18 protein-coding genes and 1 tRNA gene are annotated in these 14,710 nt (G+C 65.6%); 6 read left to right on the top strand and 13 right to left on the bottom strand.

What is annotated here, in order from left to right:
• Positions 1-26: 26 nt before the first annotated feature.
• Positions 27-554 carry a DUF6428 family protein gene (locus Q2M23_RS07115; RefSeq protein WP_076831204.1) on the top strand — a complete coding sequence of 176 codons (528 nt, stop codon included), beginning with the start codon at positions 27-29 and terminating at the stop codon, positions 552-554.
• A gap of 772 nt (positions 555-1,326) precedes the next feature.
• Here the strand turns inward: Q2M23_RS07115 and Q2M23_RS07120 are convergent.
• Positions 1,327-1,647 carry a helix-turn-helix domain-containing protein gene (locus tag Q2M23_RS07120; protein WP_028343385.1) on the bottom strand — a complete coding sequence of 107 codons (321 nt, stop codon included), beginning with the start codon at positions 1,645-1,647 and terminating at the stop codon, positions 1,327-1,329.
• 126 nt (positions 1,648-1,773) lie between these two features.
• Positions 1,774-3,195 carry a magnesium transporter gene (gene mgtE / locus Q2M23_RS07125; protein WP_076831207.1) on the bottom strand — a complete coding sequence of 474 codons (1,422 nt, stop codon included), beginning with the start codon at positions 3,193-3,195 and terminating at the stop codon, positions 1,774-1,776.
• Positions 3,196-3,279: 84 nt separating this feature from the next.
• On the opposite strand from mgtE, the gene Q2M23_RS07130 reads away from it, so the two are divergent.
• Complete coding sequence (locus Q2M23_RS07130; protein ID WP_057020842.1) at positions 3,280-4,095, top strand: polysaccharide deacetylase family protein; 816 nt, start codon at positions 3,280-3,282, stop codon at positions 4,093-4,095.
• Between the two features lie 96 nt (positions 4,096-4,191).
• A complete protein-coding gene (locus Q2M23_RS07135; protein WP_141342694.1) occupies positions 4,192-5,571 on the top strand; it encodes a polysaccharide deacetylase family protein in 1,380 nt (459 codons plus the stop codon).
• Between the two features lie 6 nt (positions 5,572-5,577).
• On the opposite strand, the gene Q2M23_RS07140 is transcribed toward Q2M23_RS07135, so the two are convergent.
• The 3 genes from Q2M23_RS07140 to Q2M23_RS07150 form a co-directional block, all read right to left on the bottom strand.
• On the bottom strand, positions 5,578-5,952 hold the full coding sequence (locus tag Q2M23_RS07140) for a hypothetical protein (RefSeq protein ID WP_316395086.1): 375 nt from the start codon (positions 5,950-5,952) through the stop codon (positions 5,578-5,580).
• A gap of 250 nt (positions 5,953-6,202) precedes the next feature.
• Positions 6,203-6,287 (bottom strand) — tRNA-Leu (locus tag Q2M23_RS07145).
• A gap of 93 nt (positions 6,288-6,380) precedes the next feature.
• Entirely contained in the window at positions 6,381-6,626 is a 246-nt protein-coding gene (locus Q2M23_RS07150) for a FliM/FliN family flagellar motor switch protein (RefSeq protein WP_021080574.1), read from the bottom strand.
• A 60-nt stretch (positions 6,627-6,686) separates the two neighbouring features.
• Between Q2M23_RS07150 and lipB the strand changes: the two genes are divergently transcribed.
• A complete protein-coding gene (gene lipB, locus Q2M23_RS07155) occupies positions 6,687-7,415 on the top strand; it encodes a lipoyl(octanoyl) transferase LipB (RefSeq protein ID WP_057020854.1) in 729 nt (242 codons plus the stop codon).
• A 3-nt stretch (positions 7,416-7,418) separates the two neighbouring features.
• Here lipB and Q2M23_RS07160 read toward each other — a convergent pair whose 3' ends face one another.
• Positions 7,419-7,844, bottom strand: coding sequence for a tautomerase family protein (locus Q2M23_RS07160; RefSeq protein ID WP_057020855.1), 426 nt, complete (start codon positions 7,842-7,844; stop codon positions 7,419-7,421).
• Between the two features lie 115 nt (positions 7,845-7,959).
• Here Q2M23_RS07160 and Q2M23_RS07165 point away from each other — a divergent pair, with 115 nt between their 5' ends.
• Positions 7,960-8,817 carry a LysR family transcriptional regulator gene (locus Q2M23_RS07165; RefSeq protein ID WP_057020856.1) on the top strand — a complete coding sequence of 286 codons (858 nt, stop codon included), beginning with the start codon at positions 7,960-7,962 and terminating at the stop codon, positions 8,815-8,817.
• Positions 8,818-8,835: 18 nt separating this feature from the next.
• On the opposite strand, the gene Q2M23_RS07170 is transcribed toward Q2M23_RS07165, so the two are convergent.
• The 4 genes from Q2M23_RS07170 to Q2M23_RS07185 all read right to left on the bottom strand — a co-directional run bounded on the left by Q2M23_RS07170 (position 8,836) and on the right by Q2M23_RS07185 (position 11,954).
• A complete protein-coding gene (locus Q2M23_RS07170) occupies positions 8,836-9,198 on the bottom strand; it encodes a hypothetical protein (protein WP_143271108.1) in 363 nt (120 codons plus the stop codon).
• A gap of 73 nt (positions 9,199-9,271) precedes the next feature.
• Positions 9,272-10,708 carry a TIGR01777 family oxidoreductase gene (locus tag Q2M23_RS07175; RefSeq protein ID WP_076831225.1) on the bottom strand — a complete coding sequence of 479 codons (1,437 nt, stop codon included), beginning with the start codon at positions 10,706-10,708 and terminating at the stop codon, positions 9,272-9,274.
• On the bottom strand, positions 10,705-11,370 hold the full coding sequence (locus Q2M23_RS07180) for a DUF4166 domain-containing protein (protein ID WP_076831227.1): 666 nt from the start codon (positions 11,368-11,370) through the stop codon (positions 10,705-10,707). Before Q2M23_RS07180 ends, Q2M23_RS07175 begins: the two co-directional genes overlap by 4 nt.
• A gap of 26 nt (positions 11,371-11,396) precedes the next feature.
• Positions 11,397-11,954 (bottom strand): GbsR/MarR family transcriptional regulator, encoded by a 558-nt coding sequence (locus tag Q2M23_RS07185; RefSeq protein ID WP_057020860.1) that lies wholly within the window; start codon positions 11,952-11,954, stop codon positions 11,397-11,399.
• A gap of 230 nt (positions 11,955-12,184) precedes the next feature.
• Here Q2M23_RS07185 and Q2M23_RS07190 point away from each other — a divergent pair, with 230 nt between their 5' ends.
• Complete coding sequence (locus Q2M23_RS07190; RefSeq protein ID WP_076831230.1) at positions 12,185-12,997, top strand: class I SAM-dependent methyltransferase; 813 nt, start codon at positions 12,185-12,187, stop codon at positions 12,995-12,997.
• 9 nt (positions 12,998-13,006) lie between these two features.
• Here the strand turns inward: Q2M23_RS07190 and Q2M23_RS07195 are convergent, their stop codons facing one another.
• From Q2M23_RS07195 to Q2M23_RS07205, 3 genes are all read right to left on the bottom strand, one after another.
• Positions 13,007-13,306, bottom strand: coding sequence for an acylphosphatase (locus Q2M23_RS07195; protein ID WP_057020862.1), 300 nt, complete (start codon positions 13,304-13,306; stop codon positions 13,007-13,009).
• Complete coding sequence (locus Q2M23_RS07200) at positions 13,303-14,169, bottom strand: oxaloacetate decarboxylase (RefSeq protein ID WP_253623764.1); 867 nt, start codon at positions 14,167-14,169, stop codon at positions 13,303-13,305. Before Q2M23_RS07200 ends, Q2M23_RS07195 begins: the two co-directional genes overlap by 4 nt.
• Positions 14,170-14,275: 106 nt before the next feature.
• Positions 14,276-14,710, bottom strand: a 435-nt coding sequence (locus Q2M23_RS07205) for a biotin/lipoyl-containing protein (protein ID WP_316395097.1), incomplete at its 5' end; no start/stop codon positions are given.

Genomic DNA, 14,710 nt, shown 5'->3' on the forward strand with positions numbered 1-14,710 from the left:
CAATCGTTGAAATGAGGATAACAGCCATGGACACGCTTGCCAATACCCGTTCGATCGTCGGCGCCCTGCTTCCGGTGGAAGAGCTGTCATCCGCGGCCCTCCTTTCCGGCCTTGAGGCGCACAAGGAGAAACCGCTGATCTTCAGCTACGACGGCCGGGACGTCCGCCCCAGCTACCACGTGACCGAAGTCAAGACCGGTTCGTTCAGGGCGCTCGATTGCGGCGCGAACCCGGAGAGCTGGAGCGAGACCTTCATTCAGCTCTGGGACATCGAGGAGGAAAACCGCGGTCACATGCCGGCCGGAAAATTTCTTGCGATCATCCGCAAGGTCGACGAGGCCGTCGGCTTCGACCCGCAAGCCCGGCTGACGTTCGAGGTGAGCGACGGTGTTCGGCCGATGCAGATCTATCGCGCCGAACGCATGGATGCCGGCGACGCGGCGATCCGCGTCTATCTCTCGGCGCGTCCGTCGAGCTGCAAGCCGCGCGACCGATGGCTCCAGGACCAGCAGTTCTGCTGCGCACCGAAAGCCAAACAGCCGTGCTGCGGGTGATGGATGCTTGAACGCCTGATATGGCCAGACGTGTCACGCGGATTGGCGCTCGCGGCAAGACTGCCCGGAAATTGCCGATCACTGAGTTGCCCGACAGGTCAAGCCTCCGAAGCAAAAATATTTCGCTTTATCCGAAGCGCAAATCAGTGTATGAATAACGCGTCTCACCCGATCGAGGGGCGCTGCGCATCGTCACGGGTGTTGCGGTGAGATGCGGTGGACGCGGCAAGCGCAACTGACGGGTGCGCATGATGCGGACGGCGAAATCGTGCAGGCCTGACGCCCTAGCGGCAGGTGTCCTCTCGCAAAGTGCGCAAGCGTTTGCGAGGGCGGCGACAAAAAAGCCCAGTCTCGCCGGGGAGAGCACGTATAAGCCGTAACCCATCGCGCAGGGAAAGCCGGGTTGTTTCCGGTTACACCTGTGGTCCTACCCCCGAGCTTTCTACCTTTTGCTCGGGGCCCATGGGTGCGATCGGCACCCGGCTTTCCCTGCGCCCTCTGTTCAAGAGAGGGCGGAACAAAAAGCAAGCTCGGGCAGATCATGTCGCGAGGACGCGGAAGCTTGATTCACAGCTCGCGCAACACGCTCGCTGTCGTCCCTGCGAAAGCAGGGACCCATAACCACAGATCGGCATTGTTGCGGGACGGTCGAACGAACGAGTCCCGTTCACAACACGGGCCGCGGAGTATGGGTCCCTGCTCCCGTGCGCAATTGCGCACTAGGCAGGGACGACACCGAGATTGCAGCGATGATAGAGCGCGCCCTACCCGCTCAAGCCGCCGTCGGCTCGCTCGACAGCGCGGCGAACACCGTCTCCGGCGAATGGGCGATCACGGCGAGCAGCGCGCGGGCGGGTCCACGCGGCGCGCGCTTGCCCTGCTCCCAGTTGCGGATGGTTTCCACCGGCACGCCGAGCTTGGCGGCGAATTCGAGCTGGGTGAGCTGGGCCCGGCGGCGCAGATCGCGTACGGCCGGCTGCGCTGCCGCAGGCTGCATCGCCGCCTGGTCGGGATGTGCGGGCACGAGCGGGATTTCCTGCCCGTCGCGCAATTCGACGATCCGTCCGTCCGCCTTGAGCCGCAACCGCTGCATGATGGCCCCCGTGATGGCCCCTTGGAGATAGCGGCATCATCGATGAAGCGCGTTAAGTTCGGATTAACGATAAGCGGCCCGGCGCGGCTCGCGCCCGGACCATGCGCCGCCCTGCCCGCGAGCGCGTTACTTGAGGCCGAACCACAGCGTGGCGATGCCGAGGAAGGAGAAGAAGCCGACCACGTCGGTGACGGTGGTGACGAAGGTGCCGGAGGCGACCGCGGGGTCAGCCCGCACCCGTTCCAGCACCATTGGGATCAGGATGCCGCCGAGCGCGCCGGCCACCAGATTGCAGATGATCGCAAGCCCGATCACGATGCCGAGGCCGGGGATCTTGAACCAGGCCACCGCGGCGACGCCGGTGATGACGGCAAAGGCGATGCCGTTGACGAGCCCGACCATGGTCTCGCGCAGCACCACCCGCATCGCGTTGTACGGGCCGAGCTCACGGGTGGCGAGCGCGCGCACCGCGACCGTCATGGTCTGGGTCGCGGCATTGCCGCCCTGGCTCGCCACGATCGGCGCCAGCACCGCAAGCGCCACCATCTTCTCGAGCTGGCCCTCGAACAGACCGAGCACCGACGAGGCCAGGAACGCGGTGGCGAGATTGACTAGGAGCCAGTTGAAGCGACCGCGGGCGATGGTCCACACCGTGTCGGACAGCTCTTCGTCGCTGGTGACGCCGCCGAGCGCCTTCAAGTCTTCGTCTGCCTCCTCCTCGATCACGTCGACGACGTCGTCGATGGTGATCACGCCGACCAGCCGGTCGATGGTGTCGACCACGGGAGCTGCGACCAGGTTGTACTTGCCGAACATCCGCGCGACCTCTTCCTGGTCCTCCAGCGCGGAGACCCGGCGGCGGTCCTCGTCGATCAGGTCCTTGATCGGAACCGGGCGGCGCGTGCGCAGCAGCACGTCGAGCGGCACCGCGCCCAGCAGGTGCTTGTCGGCATCGACCACATATATTTCGTAGAAGCGATCCGGCAGATCCGGCGTGTCGCGCATATAGTCGATCGCCTGCCCGACATTCCAATCCGGCGGCACCGCGATGAACTCGGTCTGCATCCGCCGGCCGGCGGAATTCTCCGGGTACAGCAGGCTCCGCTCGATGTCCTCGCGCTCGGCCGCCGGCAGCTTTTCCAGGATCTCTTCCTGGTCCTCCTCGTCGAGGCTCTCCAGGAGCTCGACGGCGTCGTCGGATTCGAGCTCGCGGACGCCCTCGGCAACCGTCTCCGGCTCGAGTTCCTCGAGGATCTCCTCGCGGACCGTCTCGTCGACCTCGTTGAGCGCCGAGAAGTCGAAATCGGTGCCGGTGATCTCGACCAGGGTGACGCGGTCGACCGGCTCCAGCGCCACGATCAGGTCGCCGAGATCGGCCTCGTGCAGTTCCGCCACCACCTCGCACAGCAACGGCCGGTCGGCGGCGTGGATGGCCCGGGTGATCGCCGCGACGAATTCGCCGCGGAGCTCGCCCTCCTCGTCCCGCATCGGCATCCGGGCCAGCGGATCGGCCTCGGCGGGTTCGGCAACGTCGAAATTCTCGGCCATGCCGTGTTTCGCCGGTTTGACAGGAGGGGAAAAACTGGTTGGATGAGTGCGGAACGGATTACCTAATCGGTGGGGCCCAGTGCAATGAGAAAGATGTCGAGCGCACCGCGACCGCTCCGGAAGGCTTTCGCGGCGCTGGTCGCGCTCGCGCCTGTTGCACTGTTCGGCTCGGCGCACGCCGCCGAATGCCAGCGCAAGGACGCGCTCGGCACCTCACGTGTACTCGAGGTCGACCCCGCGACCTATCCGCGCGTCGGGCTGAAGAGCTTTCCGCAGACCCTGCCGCTCAGGGATGGCGAGGTCGTGCTGACCTTCGACGACGGACCGACGCCGGGGGTCACCGACAAGGTGCTGACGGCGCTGGCGGCCGAATGCGTGCAGGCAACCTTCTTCATGGTCGGCCGCAACGCGGCCGATCATCCCGATATGGTCCGCAAGATCGCGCGCCTCGGCCACAGCATCGGCTATCACAGCTGGGACCATCCGCATCTCAACAAGCTCCCGCTGGATCAGGCCGAGGCGAACATCAACCGGGGGATCGAAGCGGTCCAGAAGGCCCTGCGCGGCACCGCAAGCACGGTCCCGAGCACGCCATTCTTCCGGTTCCCCTATTTCGAATCGACACCCGCCCTGCTGGACCATCTGGAAAAGCGCGGTATCGCGGTGTTCGGAGCCGATTTCTGGGCCAGCGATTGGAACAAGATGACCCCCGAGGAGGAACTCAAGCTGCTCACCGGGCGGCTCGAAGGCCACCGCAAGGGAATTATACTGCTGCATGACCCGCAAATGCGGACAGCCGAGATGCTGCCCGCCTTCTTGAGGTACCTGCAGGAGCATAAATACCACGTCGTCCACATCGTCCCGGCGGCGCTGAAAACCGTGTCCGACCGGACACATTGAACCCGGGACGCTAGGTGGATTACAGACCGTTAAGGCGGCATTCATGGCGCCGCACCTAAGGATTCGTCAGTGCGTTTGGAATGCGGCCGAGATTCGATGATTGCAAACGTCCTGGTGATGATCCGGAAGCGGTCGCGGACCGTGGTCCGCGCAGCGCTGCTGGGCTGCGGCTTGATGACGCCGTACGCGGCCCTCGCCGCAGACTGCCCTAACCCCAACGCACTCGGCACCTCGCGGACCCTCGTCGTCGATCCCAAGGAGCATCCCCGGATCGGCACCATGCAGTACCCGGAGACCTTGCCGCTCGCCGATCACGAAGTGGTACTGACCTTCGACGACGGGCCGCTACCTAAATATAGCAACCAGGTGCTGGCCATTCTCGCCAGCCAATGCGTCAAGGCGACCTTCTTCACCATCGGCTCCCAGGCCCGGTTCAATCCGGAGGGCGTGCGCAAGCTGATCGCGGCCGGACATACCGTCGGCACGCACAGCCAGAACCATCCGCTGACGATGAACAAGATGTCGCTCGAGAAGGTGCGGCAGGAGGTCGACGACGGCATTGCCTCGACGCTCGCAGCCCTCAATGGCGACAAGAGCAAGCTCGCGCCGTTCTTCCGGATTCCCGGCCTGATGCGCGCCGAGATCCCGGAGGCCTATCTGGCGTCCCAGGGCATCCAGGTCTGGAGCGCCGACTTCCCCGCGGACGACTGGCGCCACATCTCGCCGCAGCGGGTCTATGACCTCGCGATCCAGCGGATCGAAGCCAAGCGCAAGGGCATCTTGCTGCTGCACGACATCCAGCCGCGCACCGTTGCGGCGCTGCCGCGCATCCTCAACACGCTGAAGGAGCGCGGCTACCGGATCGTTCATGTCGTGCCCGCAACGCCCGATCGCCCGGCGACGCCGACCCAGCCGCAGCAATGGTACCTGCATCCGCCGACCGAGACGGTGGCGACCACGCGCTGGCCCAGGATTCCGAACTTCGTCTTCACCGCGACGCGGACGCTGCCTGCCCCGGTGCTTGCCGACATGGATTGGCGCGATGCCGACATCCTCGACCACGCACAGCGCACCCGGGTCGCGATGCCCGTCCGCACGCTGTGGCCGCAGCCCCAGCTTGCGCGGTTCGCATCCGTCCCGACATTGCCGGTCCCGGCGCCCGACGTGTTCCGCGTTCCCGAAGCGCTCGACCTGACCCTGCTCGCAGCCCGATCGGCGGCCAATCGCCGCCTCGTGCAGCGTGCGACAATTGGCGTTGGCGTATCGCGCGCGCAGGCGTTCTCCGCGCGCCAGGCCAGGCATCCGAAGCAGGCTGCGCATCAGGCGCCCGGCCCGGCGCACGGCCGAGGCCACGGCGCGCCCTTGCATGTCGTGCCGCCGGCTGCCGACAACGCGTCAGTCCACGTCGCCAATAATGTGAAGAAGCGCACGCCGCGCGCCGAGGCGGCGGCGGCCGGCAAGCGCGTGCCTGATTGACGTGATCTAGCTGGCCACGATCTTGGCGACGCAGAGCAGGATCACCAGCGCCAGGAACAAGATATCGATATAGGATTTGATCTCGCCGGCATGCCTGAGCACGGTGACATCGGCGACGATCTGCCTGCGCGAGGCGACAGCATTTGGCCCCTCGCCGGCCGCCGCGGCGAGCCGTCGCGTCTCGCCCTCCAGGCGCTCGATGCGCTGGAAGAAATAGAACGAGCGCAGGCCGGAAAAGGCGTGCATCGCCGCATAGACCAGGACCAGAATTGCGACCGTCGCGCGCTGCTCGTACTTCTCCAGAAGGTTCAGCGTGAAATAGACCAGCCCCAGGAACACGAAGTTGGAGACCACACGGTAGACGTAGCTCGCAAAGATCATCAGGCGCTCCGGTAAGGCAAGCTTGCAGCCGCGCGATTGGGGGAAAGCGGTCGGCTTCGGTCGGCAACACCAAACCGGTAAGGCCATGCATCCGCGAATCTACCTGACCGGTGTTACATGACCGCATCGACCTGCACCTCCACGTCACCCGCCTGCACTCGTCGGACCTGCCCCCGGAGGCACGGGCCGGCATAGCCGGCGAGCGGCCATGCTCCGAAAAGTCCAGCGATTTCAAGGATCAGCTGAGGTGTGGTGCGCTCGGAGGGACTCGAACCCCCACGGTGTTACCCACTGCCACCTCAAGGCAGCGCGTCTACCAATTCCGCCACGAGCGCTTGGGATACCGGATGGAACCCCGAAGGCACCGCCGGATCGACGGGGCCATGTAACAAATCACGGATGCAGGGACAAGGCGATTAATGCGGGAATTAACTGCGAACCCCGGGAGATTTCGGCAGCATTTGCTTGACCTCGACCGCAATCCGGTTGCGGTCGACTAGGACCACCCCGCTGGCCACCGGCAGGTTGTTGGCGAGGATCTTGACCTCGTCGGCCTCGGTGGCATCCAGTTCGATGATGGCACCGCGGGATAGCCGCATGACCTGGTGAATCGGCATCGTGGTGGTGCCGAGGACCACCATGAGATCAACGCTGACTTTATCGAGGGTGGGCACTTCTGAACCGCCGAACGGGAACTAGATTGTGGGTTCACCTGACCACGTTAGGGTTAGCTAATGGTTAACGACCGCCAGAGCCTCGATTTGACGACCTTTGCGCGCCCTTCGGGCGGCGAAGCGGTCGAATGGCGGATTTCCGACCGCGCGGTGCCCTACCTCGATTCGCTCGCCGCAATGGACGAGCGGGTAGTGAACATCGCGACGGGCGCGGCCCCCGAACTGGTATGGCTGCTGGAGCACCCGCCGCTCTATACCTCCGGCACCAGCGGCAAGGCCGACGATTTGCTCGCGCCGCGCTTTCCGACCTTCCAGAGCGGCCGCGGCGGCCAGGTCACCTATCACGGCCCGGGCCAGCGCGTCGCCTATGTGATGCTCGACCTCAAGCGGCGCCGGCCCGATGTGCGCGCCTATGTCGCTTCGCTGGAGGAATGGATCATCCGCACGCTGGCCGCCTTCAACGTCCGCGGCGAGCGCCGCGAGGACCGCGTCGGGGTCTGGGTGCGGCGCCCGGACAAGGGACCGGGCCATGAGGACAAGATCGCCGCGATCGGCGTGCGGCTGCGCCGCTGGGTCTCCTTCCACGGCATCGCGATCAATGTCGAGCCTGATCTTGCGCACTTCCAGGCCATCGTGCCCTGCGGCGTGGTCGATCCGCGCTATGGCGTCACCTCGCTGCTCGATCTCGGACTGCCGGTCACGATGGCCGATGTCGACATCGCGCTCCGGCAGGCATTTGCCGAGGTGTTCGGCGACACCGCAGCGCGCCTGCCGGAAGCGACGTCATAGGCTTCACGCCGCCTTCTGCGGCGCGACCTCGAGCTTCCCGGCGATGTAGCGGCGCTCCTGGGTAAGGCCGCCGAAGCCGTAGGCGTCGCCCTTCACCTCATCGACATGGGCGTAGCTCTCGGTATGCAGCGGCCCGAGCAATTCGCCCATCCGCTTGAACAGCGCCGCGAGATAGGCCGCCTTCTCGTCCTTGGTGTTGGTGCCCTCGGTGACGTGGATGTCGAGCCAGTAGCTCGCAAGCCCCTGCTCGGCGAGCGACTTGCCGCCTGCGAACCAGTCGCCGGCATCAGCCGACCTCACGATAACAGCGGTGACCTTCGGATCCTTGTGCAGAATCCGTGCGGTCAGGTCCGACACGGCGGCGGCGATGTCGGACTTCAGCGACGGCCTCTCGCGCGAGGTCGCGTAGGTGACGGTGATGAGCGGCATGATCGGTCTCCTTGAATCCGGTTGGCGCGGGTCAATTGCGCCTCCTCTAGCTAAACCTTCGCGCATCATCTTGGTATCTTATCTAGATTAATAACAATGATAACAATCTTTGATCATGACCGCCACGCTCGATATCGACACCGTGCAGGCCTTCCTCCTCGTCGCCGAGCTGCAAGGCTTCACCCGCGCCGCCGAGGCGCTTGGCACCACGCAGGCGGCGATCAGCATGAAGTTGCAGCGGCTCGAAACGGTGCTGGGCAAGCGGCTGGTCGAGCGCTCGCCGCGCGCGGTGCGGCTGACCGCCGACGGCGCGGCCTTCCTGCAGCACGCCCGCGCGCTGATCGAGGTGCATGATCGCGCGCTGGCCGGCGAGAAACCGGCGCGGCAGCAACTCACGCTCGGGATCAGCGATCACGCCGCGGGCCCGGAGCTGGTACCGCTGCTGGAGCGGCTGCACGCGATGGCCTCCCAGCTTGCCCTCTCCGTGACCATCGGCTTCTCGCGCGAAATGCTCGACGCTTATGATGGCGGCGAGCTCGACGCCGTGATCGTGCGCCAGGAAGGCAGCCGGCGCGGCGGCGAGAAGCTGACCGAGGACGAATTCGGCTGGTTCGCCGCCAAACGCTTCGTCTGGCCGCGCGGCGATGCGCTGCCGCTCGCGACCCTGGCGCCGCCCTGCGGCGTGCGCGCCCTCGCCGTGCGCGCGCTTGACAAGGCCGGCATCGCCTGGACCGAAAGCTTCGTCGGCGGCGGCGTCACCGCGGTGGTGGCGGCCGCGCTTGCAGGGCTTGCCGTCGCGCCCCTCGTCCGCCGCATCGCGCCGCCGGGCCTGGTCGATATCGGCCCTGCCCACAAGCTGCCGCGGCTCGGCACGTCGAAGGTGATGCTGCATTCGAAAGTCAGCGATCCCGCCAAGCTCGCGGCACTCAGGACGCTGGCCGCGACGTTTCGGAGCGTGGCGTCTGCGGCATAGGTTGAACATCGTAGCGGTTCACATCGAGTCTTCGCCTGCCGCCAGTTCGCACATGACGAACCAGTAGGTCAGGCCGGCGACAAACCCGGCCACGACGAACAGGCAAACCAGTCCGGATGTCCAGACAGCCGGGGATCGTAGAAGGACAGTGATGCTCAACGCACCGATCGCCGCGCCTGCGCAGGCGAAAAATCCCGCGGCTCGGATATGGAACTCCTCGGTGAACCAGACGACGATCGCCGTGGGAATTGCTGTGAGCAGACAAGTGATGACGAAGATCGCGGCCGACGGAAGCAGCATCACGACGATGCCGTAGAGCAGCCGCGCGACATCGCCGTGCGACGTCATCATCACAATGGTCTGACCGACGGCGGAAATCACCGCAGTCGCCGCGCCACAGCCCGCAAGCCAACCTCCGAATGCACGGGAACAGGTGCTGCACATCGAGGCCTCCTCACAGGATCGCATCGAACGCGCTGCGCAAGGTTTCGTGTCGGAACACAAAGCCGTTGCTCAGCGCCTTGTTCGGCAGCACGCGCTGGCCGCCGAGCAAGAGCTCGTCGGCGAAATCGCCGCCAACGGCGCGGAGCAGCGCCGCCGGCACGCGGAAGATCGCCGGCCGGTGCAGACGGCGTCCGAGCTCCTCGGTGAATTTCATGTTGGTCACCGGGATCGGCGCGGTCGCGTTGACAGGACCGGACAGTTCAGGTCTCGCAATCACATGCGCGATCAGGCGCACGAGGTCGTCGCGTTCGATCCACGACATCCACTGCTTGCCCGAGCCGAGCGGGCCGCCGAGGCCGAACTCGAACGGCGTCAGCATCCGCGTGATGAAGCCGCCATCGATGCCGACCACGAGACCGATGCGCAAATATGCCACGCGCACGCCGTGATCCGCGGCCGGCTTCGCCGCATTCTCCCAGGCCTCGCACAATTCGTGACTGAAGCAGGCGTGGGATTTCGCCGACTCCGTCAGCACCTGGTCCTGCCAGAGCCCGTACCAGCCGATCGCGGAGCCGCTCACGAGTACCGACGGCTTGCGTTCGAGGCGCGCGATCAGCTTGATCACGTCAGACGTCATGTCGATACGTGAGGCGATGATCTTGCGGCGCTTGGCCTCGGTCCAGAGGCCGTTGCCGATCGGCTCGCCCGCGAGATTGACGATGGCGTCGATCCCGTAGTCGGCGGGCAATTGGTCGAGGCTCGTGACCAGCGTCACCGGCGGCGGCAGCATGTCGGCCTTTGCCGGATTTCGGATCAACGCAATCACCTGATGGCCGGATGCGGTGAGGCTCGCGACCAGGCGGCTGCCGATGAAGCCGGTAGCGCCGGTGACCAGCACGGTCTGCCGCGCCGGCAATTTCTCGACCAGCGTCGCGGCCGGCACGCTGGCCAACCGTCCGAGGCGCCTCGTCGCGGCAAAGTCGCGCGCGCCGAACAGCGCGACGCCGAAGGCCGCAGCCGTCGCGAACAGACTTAACGGACCCGCATAGGCCGGCGCGACGGCGGTCGGCAGCATCGCCCAGCCGATCAGGACCGGCACCAGCAGCACGAGGATGGCGCCGTAATTGATCGCCAGCAGCGTGTGATTGATCCGCTCGCTCGGCGGCAGCTTTCGGCTCAGATCCTCCTCGACGAAATCCATCAAGGTGATGACGACCTCGACGACGAGGACGGCCATGATCGCGATCGCAAGGATGCCGTGCACTTGCAGCCAGCCGAGCACGAGGAACAGCAGCGCATAGAGCATGTTGCGCACGCTGTGCAGCTGCAGCTCGTGGCGCTGCGAGGGACGCCAGGCCAGCCGCTCGGTGAATTCGTGGTGATAGAACGTATCGAATGCGCCCATCGCAATCTGGATGGCGACAAGTGTCCAAAGCAGCGGCGTCATGGCGTGGCCTCCCTGAACACAGCGGACTGACGGATCAGCCTGCCGAAACGCGGGTGGATGATCTCCAGCGTGAAGCGGAAGTCACCGCAGCCGAGATCGGAATGGGTCACGGTGAGATCGCCCGGCGTGAGCCATTCGGGCAGCGGCAGGCGAAACGGGCCGAGTTGCAGCGAATAGCCGACGCTGCGAAACACCAGCGCCTCGTGCTCGACCGCGATCCGCAGCGCCATGCTGACGCCGAAGCCGACATATTCCTCGAGCCCGGTCGAACCGGCAAAGCGCTTGGCGGAATGAATCACCTGCGGGAAGCCGTCGCGGCGCGCGCAGATGCGGGTCCAGACCTGGCCGCCGCTTGCCGCGTCCTCGGTGACGGTGACGATCATCGGCACGCGCGTTTCGGTGCCGGTCGGGAACGGTCCGCCGATCAGCCGCGCGGCCTGCGCCAGCCACCAGCCGATGCGGCTGCACGCGGCTTCCTCGACCTCGCCGACATAGACGACGGTGTTGCCGTCCTCGAACCGTTTCGAGAAACGCCGCCAGATCGCAACCGGCAGGCGGCCCCAATCCTCGTCCGACAGCAATGCGCGGAAGCGGTGGTCGTCGAGCAGCTTTATATCGGAAGCCGGCGCTGTCTTTAAGGCGGATATCCTTGCTGACGCCATCGCACGCTCCCGTTACGCCGCCGCCTTTATTTGGCCCTGCCCGTGGGCAGGAAACTCACGATCTTCTCGCCGAGCTTGATCAACGCGACCAGGCGCGGCCGCGGCACGTTCAGCATCTGCGTGTACCAACGGTCGACCAGCTCGGTGAATGTCAGCATCTCCTTCAGCCGCTTGCTGGCGAGCGGGCTGATCGCGGGATCGTCGGCCGCGTCGGAGACGCAGGCGCGCAGCGCTACAAGCGCGGGATCGATCTCGCGCTCCTTGCGCCCCGCCGCGATCCTGGCCGCGACCTCCCAGATGTCGGTCTCGGCCTCGAAGTGGTCGCGGCGGTCGCCAAGGATCGGCACCCGCCGGATCAATCCCCAGGACAACAGCTCCTTGATCGAGTTGGAAACGTTGGAGCGCGCCATGCCGAGGGTGTCGGCGATGTCTTCCGCCGTCATCGGCGCTTCGGCAAGGTAGAGCAACCCGTGGATCTGGCTGACCGAACGGTTGACGCCCCATTCGTCGCCCATGTCGCCCCAATGCAGGATGAAGCGCTCGACGACGGCGGGAAGTTTTTTCTTGGCGGTTATTTCTGTCATGACAGAAATATCAGACGGTTCGGAGCAGAAGTCAAGGCTGGCCGTGCTGTCCACGACGGCGCACGAGACATGGCAGGTCTCCTGACCTATCCGGCGCCTCGGCGAATGCCGTGCATCGGAGGTGAGGAGTTTTCCTTTGTGGCCCCCGAGCTCTTCGTCCAAGCTGATCCGCGTGGATGATGGGCCGTGCGCCGGGTTGCCCGGCGTCGCGGCCGCAAGGGAGATTGCGCATGCCAGCGTCCGACAAGGAGTTCGTTGGATCCATTCCAGAGCTTTACGACCGGCTCCTCGTGCCGATGATTTTCGAACCCTACGCACGCGATCTGGCGCAACGCGCCAAGGCTCTTGGCCCGCGCGACCTGCTTGAGACGGCAGCCGGCACCGGCGCCGTCACCCGCGCGCTGTCGTCCGCGCTCGGCAGCGACACCAGGATCGTGGCGACCGACCTGAATGAGCCGATGCTCGAACGAGCGAAGTCACAGATGCCGAGCGGGACCGCAATCACCTGGCGGCAGGCCGATGCACTGAACCTGCCGTTCGACAATGCGAGCTTCGACGTCGTCGCCTGCCAATTCGGCGCGATGTTCTTCCCCGATAAGCCCAAGGGTTATTCGGAGGCGCGCCGCGTGCTGAAGCCGGGCGGCCGTTTCCTGTTCAGCATGTGGGGTCGCATCGAAGACAACGAGTTTGCTGACGTGGTGACCCGGGCATTGGCGGAGGTCTTTCCGGCCGATCCGCCGCGCTTCCTGGCGCGCACGCCTTATGGCCACTGCGCGGCCGACCCGATCCGGGCCGATCTTGCAGTCGCGGGCTTCGGCAAGATCGAAATCGACGACGTTCGGCTGCAAAGCCGGGCCAATGCGCCTCATGATCCTGCGATCGGCTTTTGCCAGGGATCACCGTTGCGCGGCGAGATCGAGGCGCGCGGCGGTATCGGCCTTGATGCGGCGACCGAGCACGCCGCATCGGCCGTTGCGCGCCGCTTCGGCAGCGGCGCGATCGAAGGCCGGATTCAGGCGCTGGTGATCTCAGCGGCCGCGTAACGACGCGCTTCAGATCGTGGGCAGGACCGAGAACCGCTCCCCTGCCCGGCGCTGGTTCAAAAGATCGGAATTGCCAGATGCGGCGTGCACGGCAGCGACGCGCGCCGAGAACGGACCGCGGCCACATGCCGTGATCATTTCAGTGACGACGTCGTCGGGACCGGCGAATACCGCCTCGACGCTGCCGTCGCGGCGGTTGCGGACCCAGCCTTCGAGGCCGCGTGCGTTTGCCTGCTCGTCGACCCAGCCGCGATAGCCGACACCCTGGACGCGGCCGCTGATGGTGACGTGGCGGATCACGCCGCTCATTTCTTCAGACCGAGGAACTCGCCGCTGCGCGCCTTGGTCTCCGCCTCGCGCATGACGCGGCCGGTCAGTTCGGACGAGGCGATACCCTTGAGGTTCTTCGGCGAGGTGCCTTCGCGCAGCGCCTTCAGCGTCTCGTAGACGGCCTGGGTTGCGGCCGCGAATGGCGCGTGGCCTTGCAGCGCGATCCTGACGCGCCGGCTTGCCAGATAGTCGAGCGCGGTCATCTCCTCCGGCGCGCCGCCGAGCACGATCGGCAGCGTCGTCGCGGCCGAGAGCGCCTCCAACTCGCCACGCGATTTGATGCCGGTGAAGAACAAGCCATCGACGCCGACCGCCTCATAGGCCCTGGCGCGTGCGATCGCATCGTCGAGACCAGTGATCGAAACGGCACCGGTCCGGCCCAGGATGACGAGCGACGGATCGCTGCGGCCGTCAAGCGCCGCCTTCATCTTGCCGACGCCTTCCTCCAGCGAGATCAGCTGGGTCTTGGCCTGGCCGAACACCTGCGGCAGCAGCGTGTCCTCGATGGTGAGGCCGGCCGCGCCGGCGGCCTCCACCTCCTGAACCGTGCGGCGGACATTGAGCGCGTTGCCGTAACCGTGGTCGGCATCGACCAGCACCGGCAGCGTCGACGCACGCGACATGCGGCGTATCTGCTCGGCGAATTCGGTCAGCGTGATCAGCGCAATATCGGGATCGCCGAGCACGGCGAGCGACGCCACCGAGCCGCCGAACATGCCGAGCTCGAAGCCGAGATCCTCCGCAATCCGGATCGAGGTCGCGTCATAGACCGAGCCCGGGCGGATGCAGATCGATCCGGTGAGTATCGATCGCAGGGCTTCGCGGCGTTTGCGGAAGGCCATGATGTGTCTCCATCCACGTCATTGCGAGGAGCAAAGCGACGAAGCAATCCATCTCTCATCATATGAGGCTAGATGGATTGCTTCGCTGGCGCTCGCAATGACGGTGCTAAGCGAACTCCAGGATCAGCGCGTCGACCGCGAGCGTGGCGCCGGCGGCGGCGTGGATCTTCTTGACCGTGCCGTCACGCTCGGCGCGCAGCACGTTCTGCATCTTCATGGCTTCGACCACCGCCAGGGTCTCGCCGGCCTTGATCTCCTGCCCCTCGGTCACCGCGATCGACACCACGAGACCAGGCATCGGGCACAGCAACTTCTTGCCGGTGTCGGCGGCCGAGACCACCGGCATCAACCGCGCCGAGGTCGCCTCGGTCTCGGTGAAAACATAGACCGGGATCTCAAAACCCTGATGCGCGAGGCGGAAGCCGTTGTTGATCGCCCGCACCTGCACGGCGACGAAGTTGCCGTCGATGGTGCCCTGCCAAACCGGATCGCCCGGCACCCAGCCCGACACCAGATTGTGCGGATTGCCAGGGAGCCCGTC

The sequence above is a fragment of the Bradyrhizobium sp. 33ap4 genome (assembly GCF_032654765.1).
GTDB classification, from domain to species: Bacteria; Pseudomonadota; Alphaproteobacteria; order Rhizobiales; family Xanthobacteraceae; genus Bradyrhizobium; species Bradyrhizobium australafricanum.

Excerpts from the sequence above, each read along its gene's own strand:
- Q2M23_RS07135 (WP_141342694.1), top strand. The coding sequence starts at position 4,192 with ATGATTGCAAACGTCCTGGTGATGATCCGGAAGCGGTCGCGGACCGTG.
- Q2M23_RS07115 (WP_076831204.1), top strand. The coding sequence starts at position 27 with ATGGACACGCTTGCCAATACCCGTTCGATCGTCGGCGCCCTGCTTCCG.
- Q2M23_RS07200 (WP_253623764.1), bottom strand. The coding sequence starts at position 14,169 with ATGGCCTTCCGCAAACGCCGCGAAGCCCTGCGATCGATACTCACCGGA.
- Q2M23_RS07140 (WP_316395086.1), bottom strand. The coding sequence starts at position 5,952 with ATGATCTTTGCGAGCTACGTCTACCGTGTGGTCTCCAACTTCGTGTTC.
- lipB (WP_057020854.1), top strand. The coding sequence starts at position 6,687 with ATGGTTAACGACCGCCAGAGCCTCGATTTGACGACCTTTGCGCGCCCT.
- Q2M23_RS07130 (WP_057020842.1), top strand. The coding sequence starts at position 3,280 with ATGAGAAAGATGTCGAGCGCACCGCGACCGCTCCGGAAGGCTTTCGCG.
- Q2M23_RS07165 (WP_057020856.1), top strand. The coding sequence starts at position 7,960 with ATGACCGCCACGCTCGATATCGACACCGTGCAGGCCTTCCTCCTCGTC.
- Q2M23_RS07160 (WP_057020855.1), bottom strand. The coding sequence starts at position 7,844 with ATGCCGCTCATCACCGTCACCTACGCGACCTCGCGCGAGAGGCCGTCG.
- Q2M23_RS07180 (WP_076831227.1), bottom strand. The coding sequence starts at position 11,370 with ATGGCGTCAGCAAGGATATCCGCCTTAAAGACAGCGCCGGCTTCCGAT.
- Q2M23_RS07175 (WP_076831225.1), bottom strand. The coding sequence starts at position 10,708 with ATGACGCCGCTGCTTTGGACACTTGTCGCCATCCAGATTGCGATGGGC.
- Q2M23_RS07120 (WP_028343385.1), bottom strand. The coding sequence starts at position 1,647 with ATGCAGCGGTTGCGGCTCAAGGCGGACGGACGGATCGTCGAATTGCGC.
- Q2M23_RS07195 (WP_057020862.1), bottom strand. The coding sequence starts at position 13,306 with ATGAGCGGCGTGATCCGCCACGTCACCATCAGCGGCCGCGTCCAGGGT.
- Q2M23_RS07190 (WP_076831230.1), top strand. The coding sequence starts at position 12,185 with ATGCCAGCGTCCGACAAGGAGTTCGTTGGATCCATTCCAGAGCTTTAC.
- Q2M23_RS07185 (WP_057020860.1), bottom strand. The coding sequence starts at position 11,954 with ATGACAGAAATAACCGCCAAGAAAAAACTTCCCGCCGTCGTCGAGCGC.
- mgtE (WP_076831207.1), bottom strand. The coding sequence starts at position 3,195 with ATGGCCGAGAATTTCGACGTTGCCGAACCCGCCGAGGCCGATCCGCTG.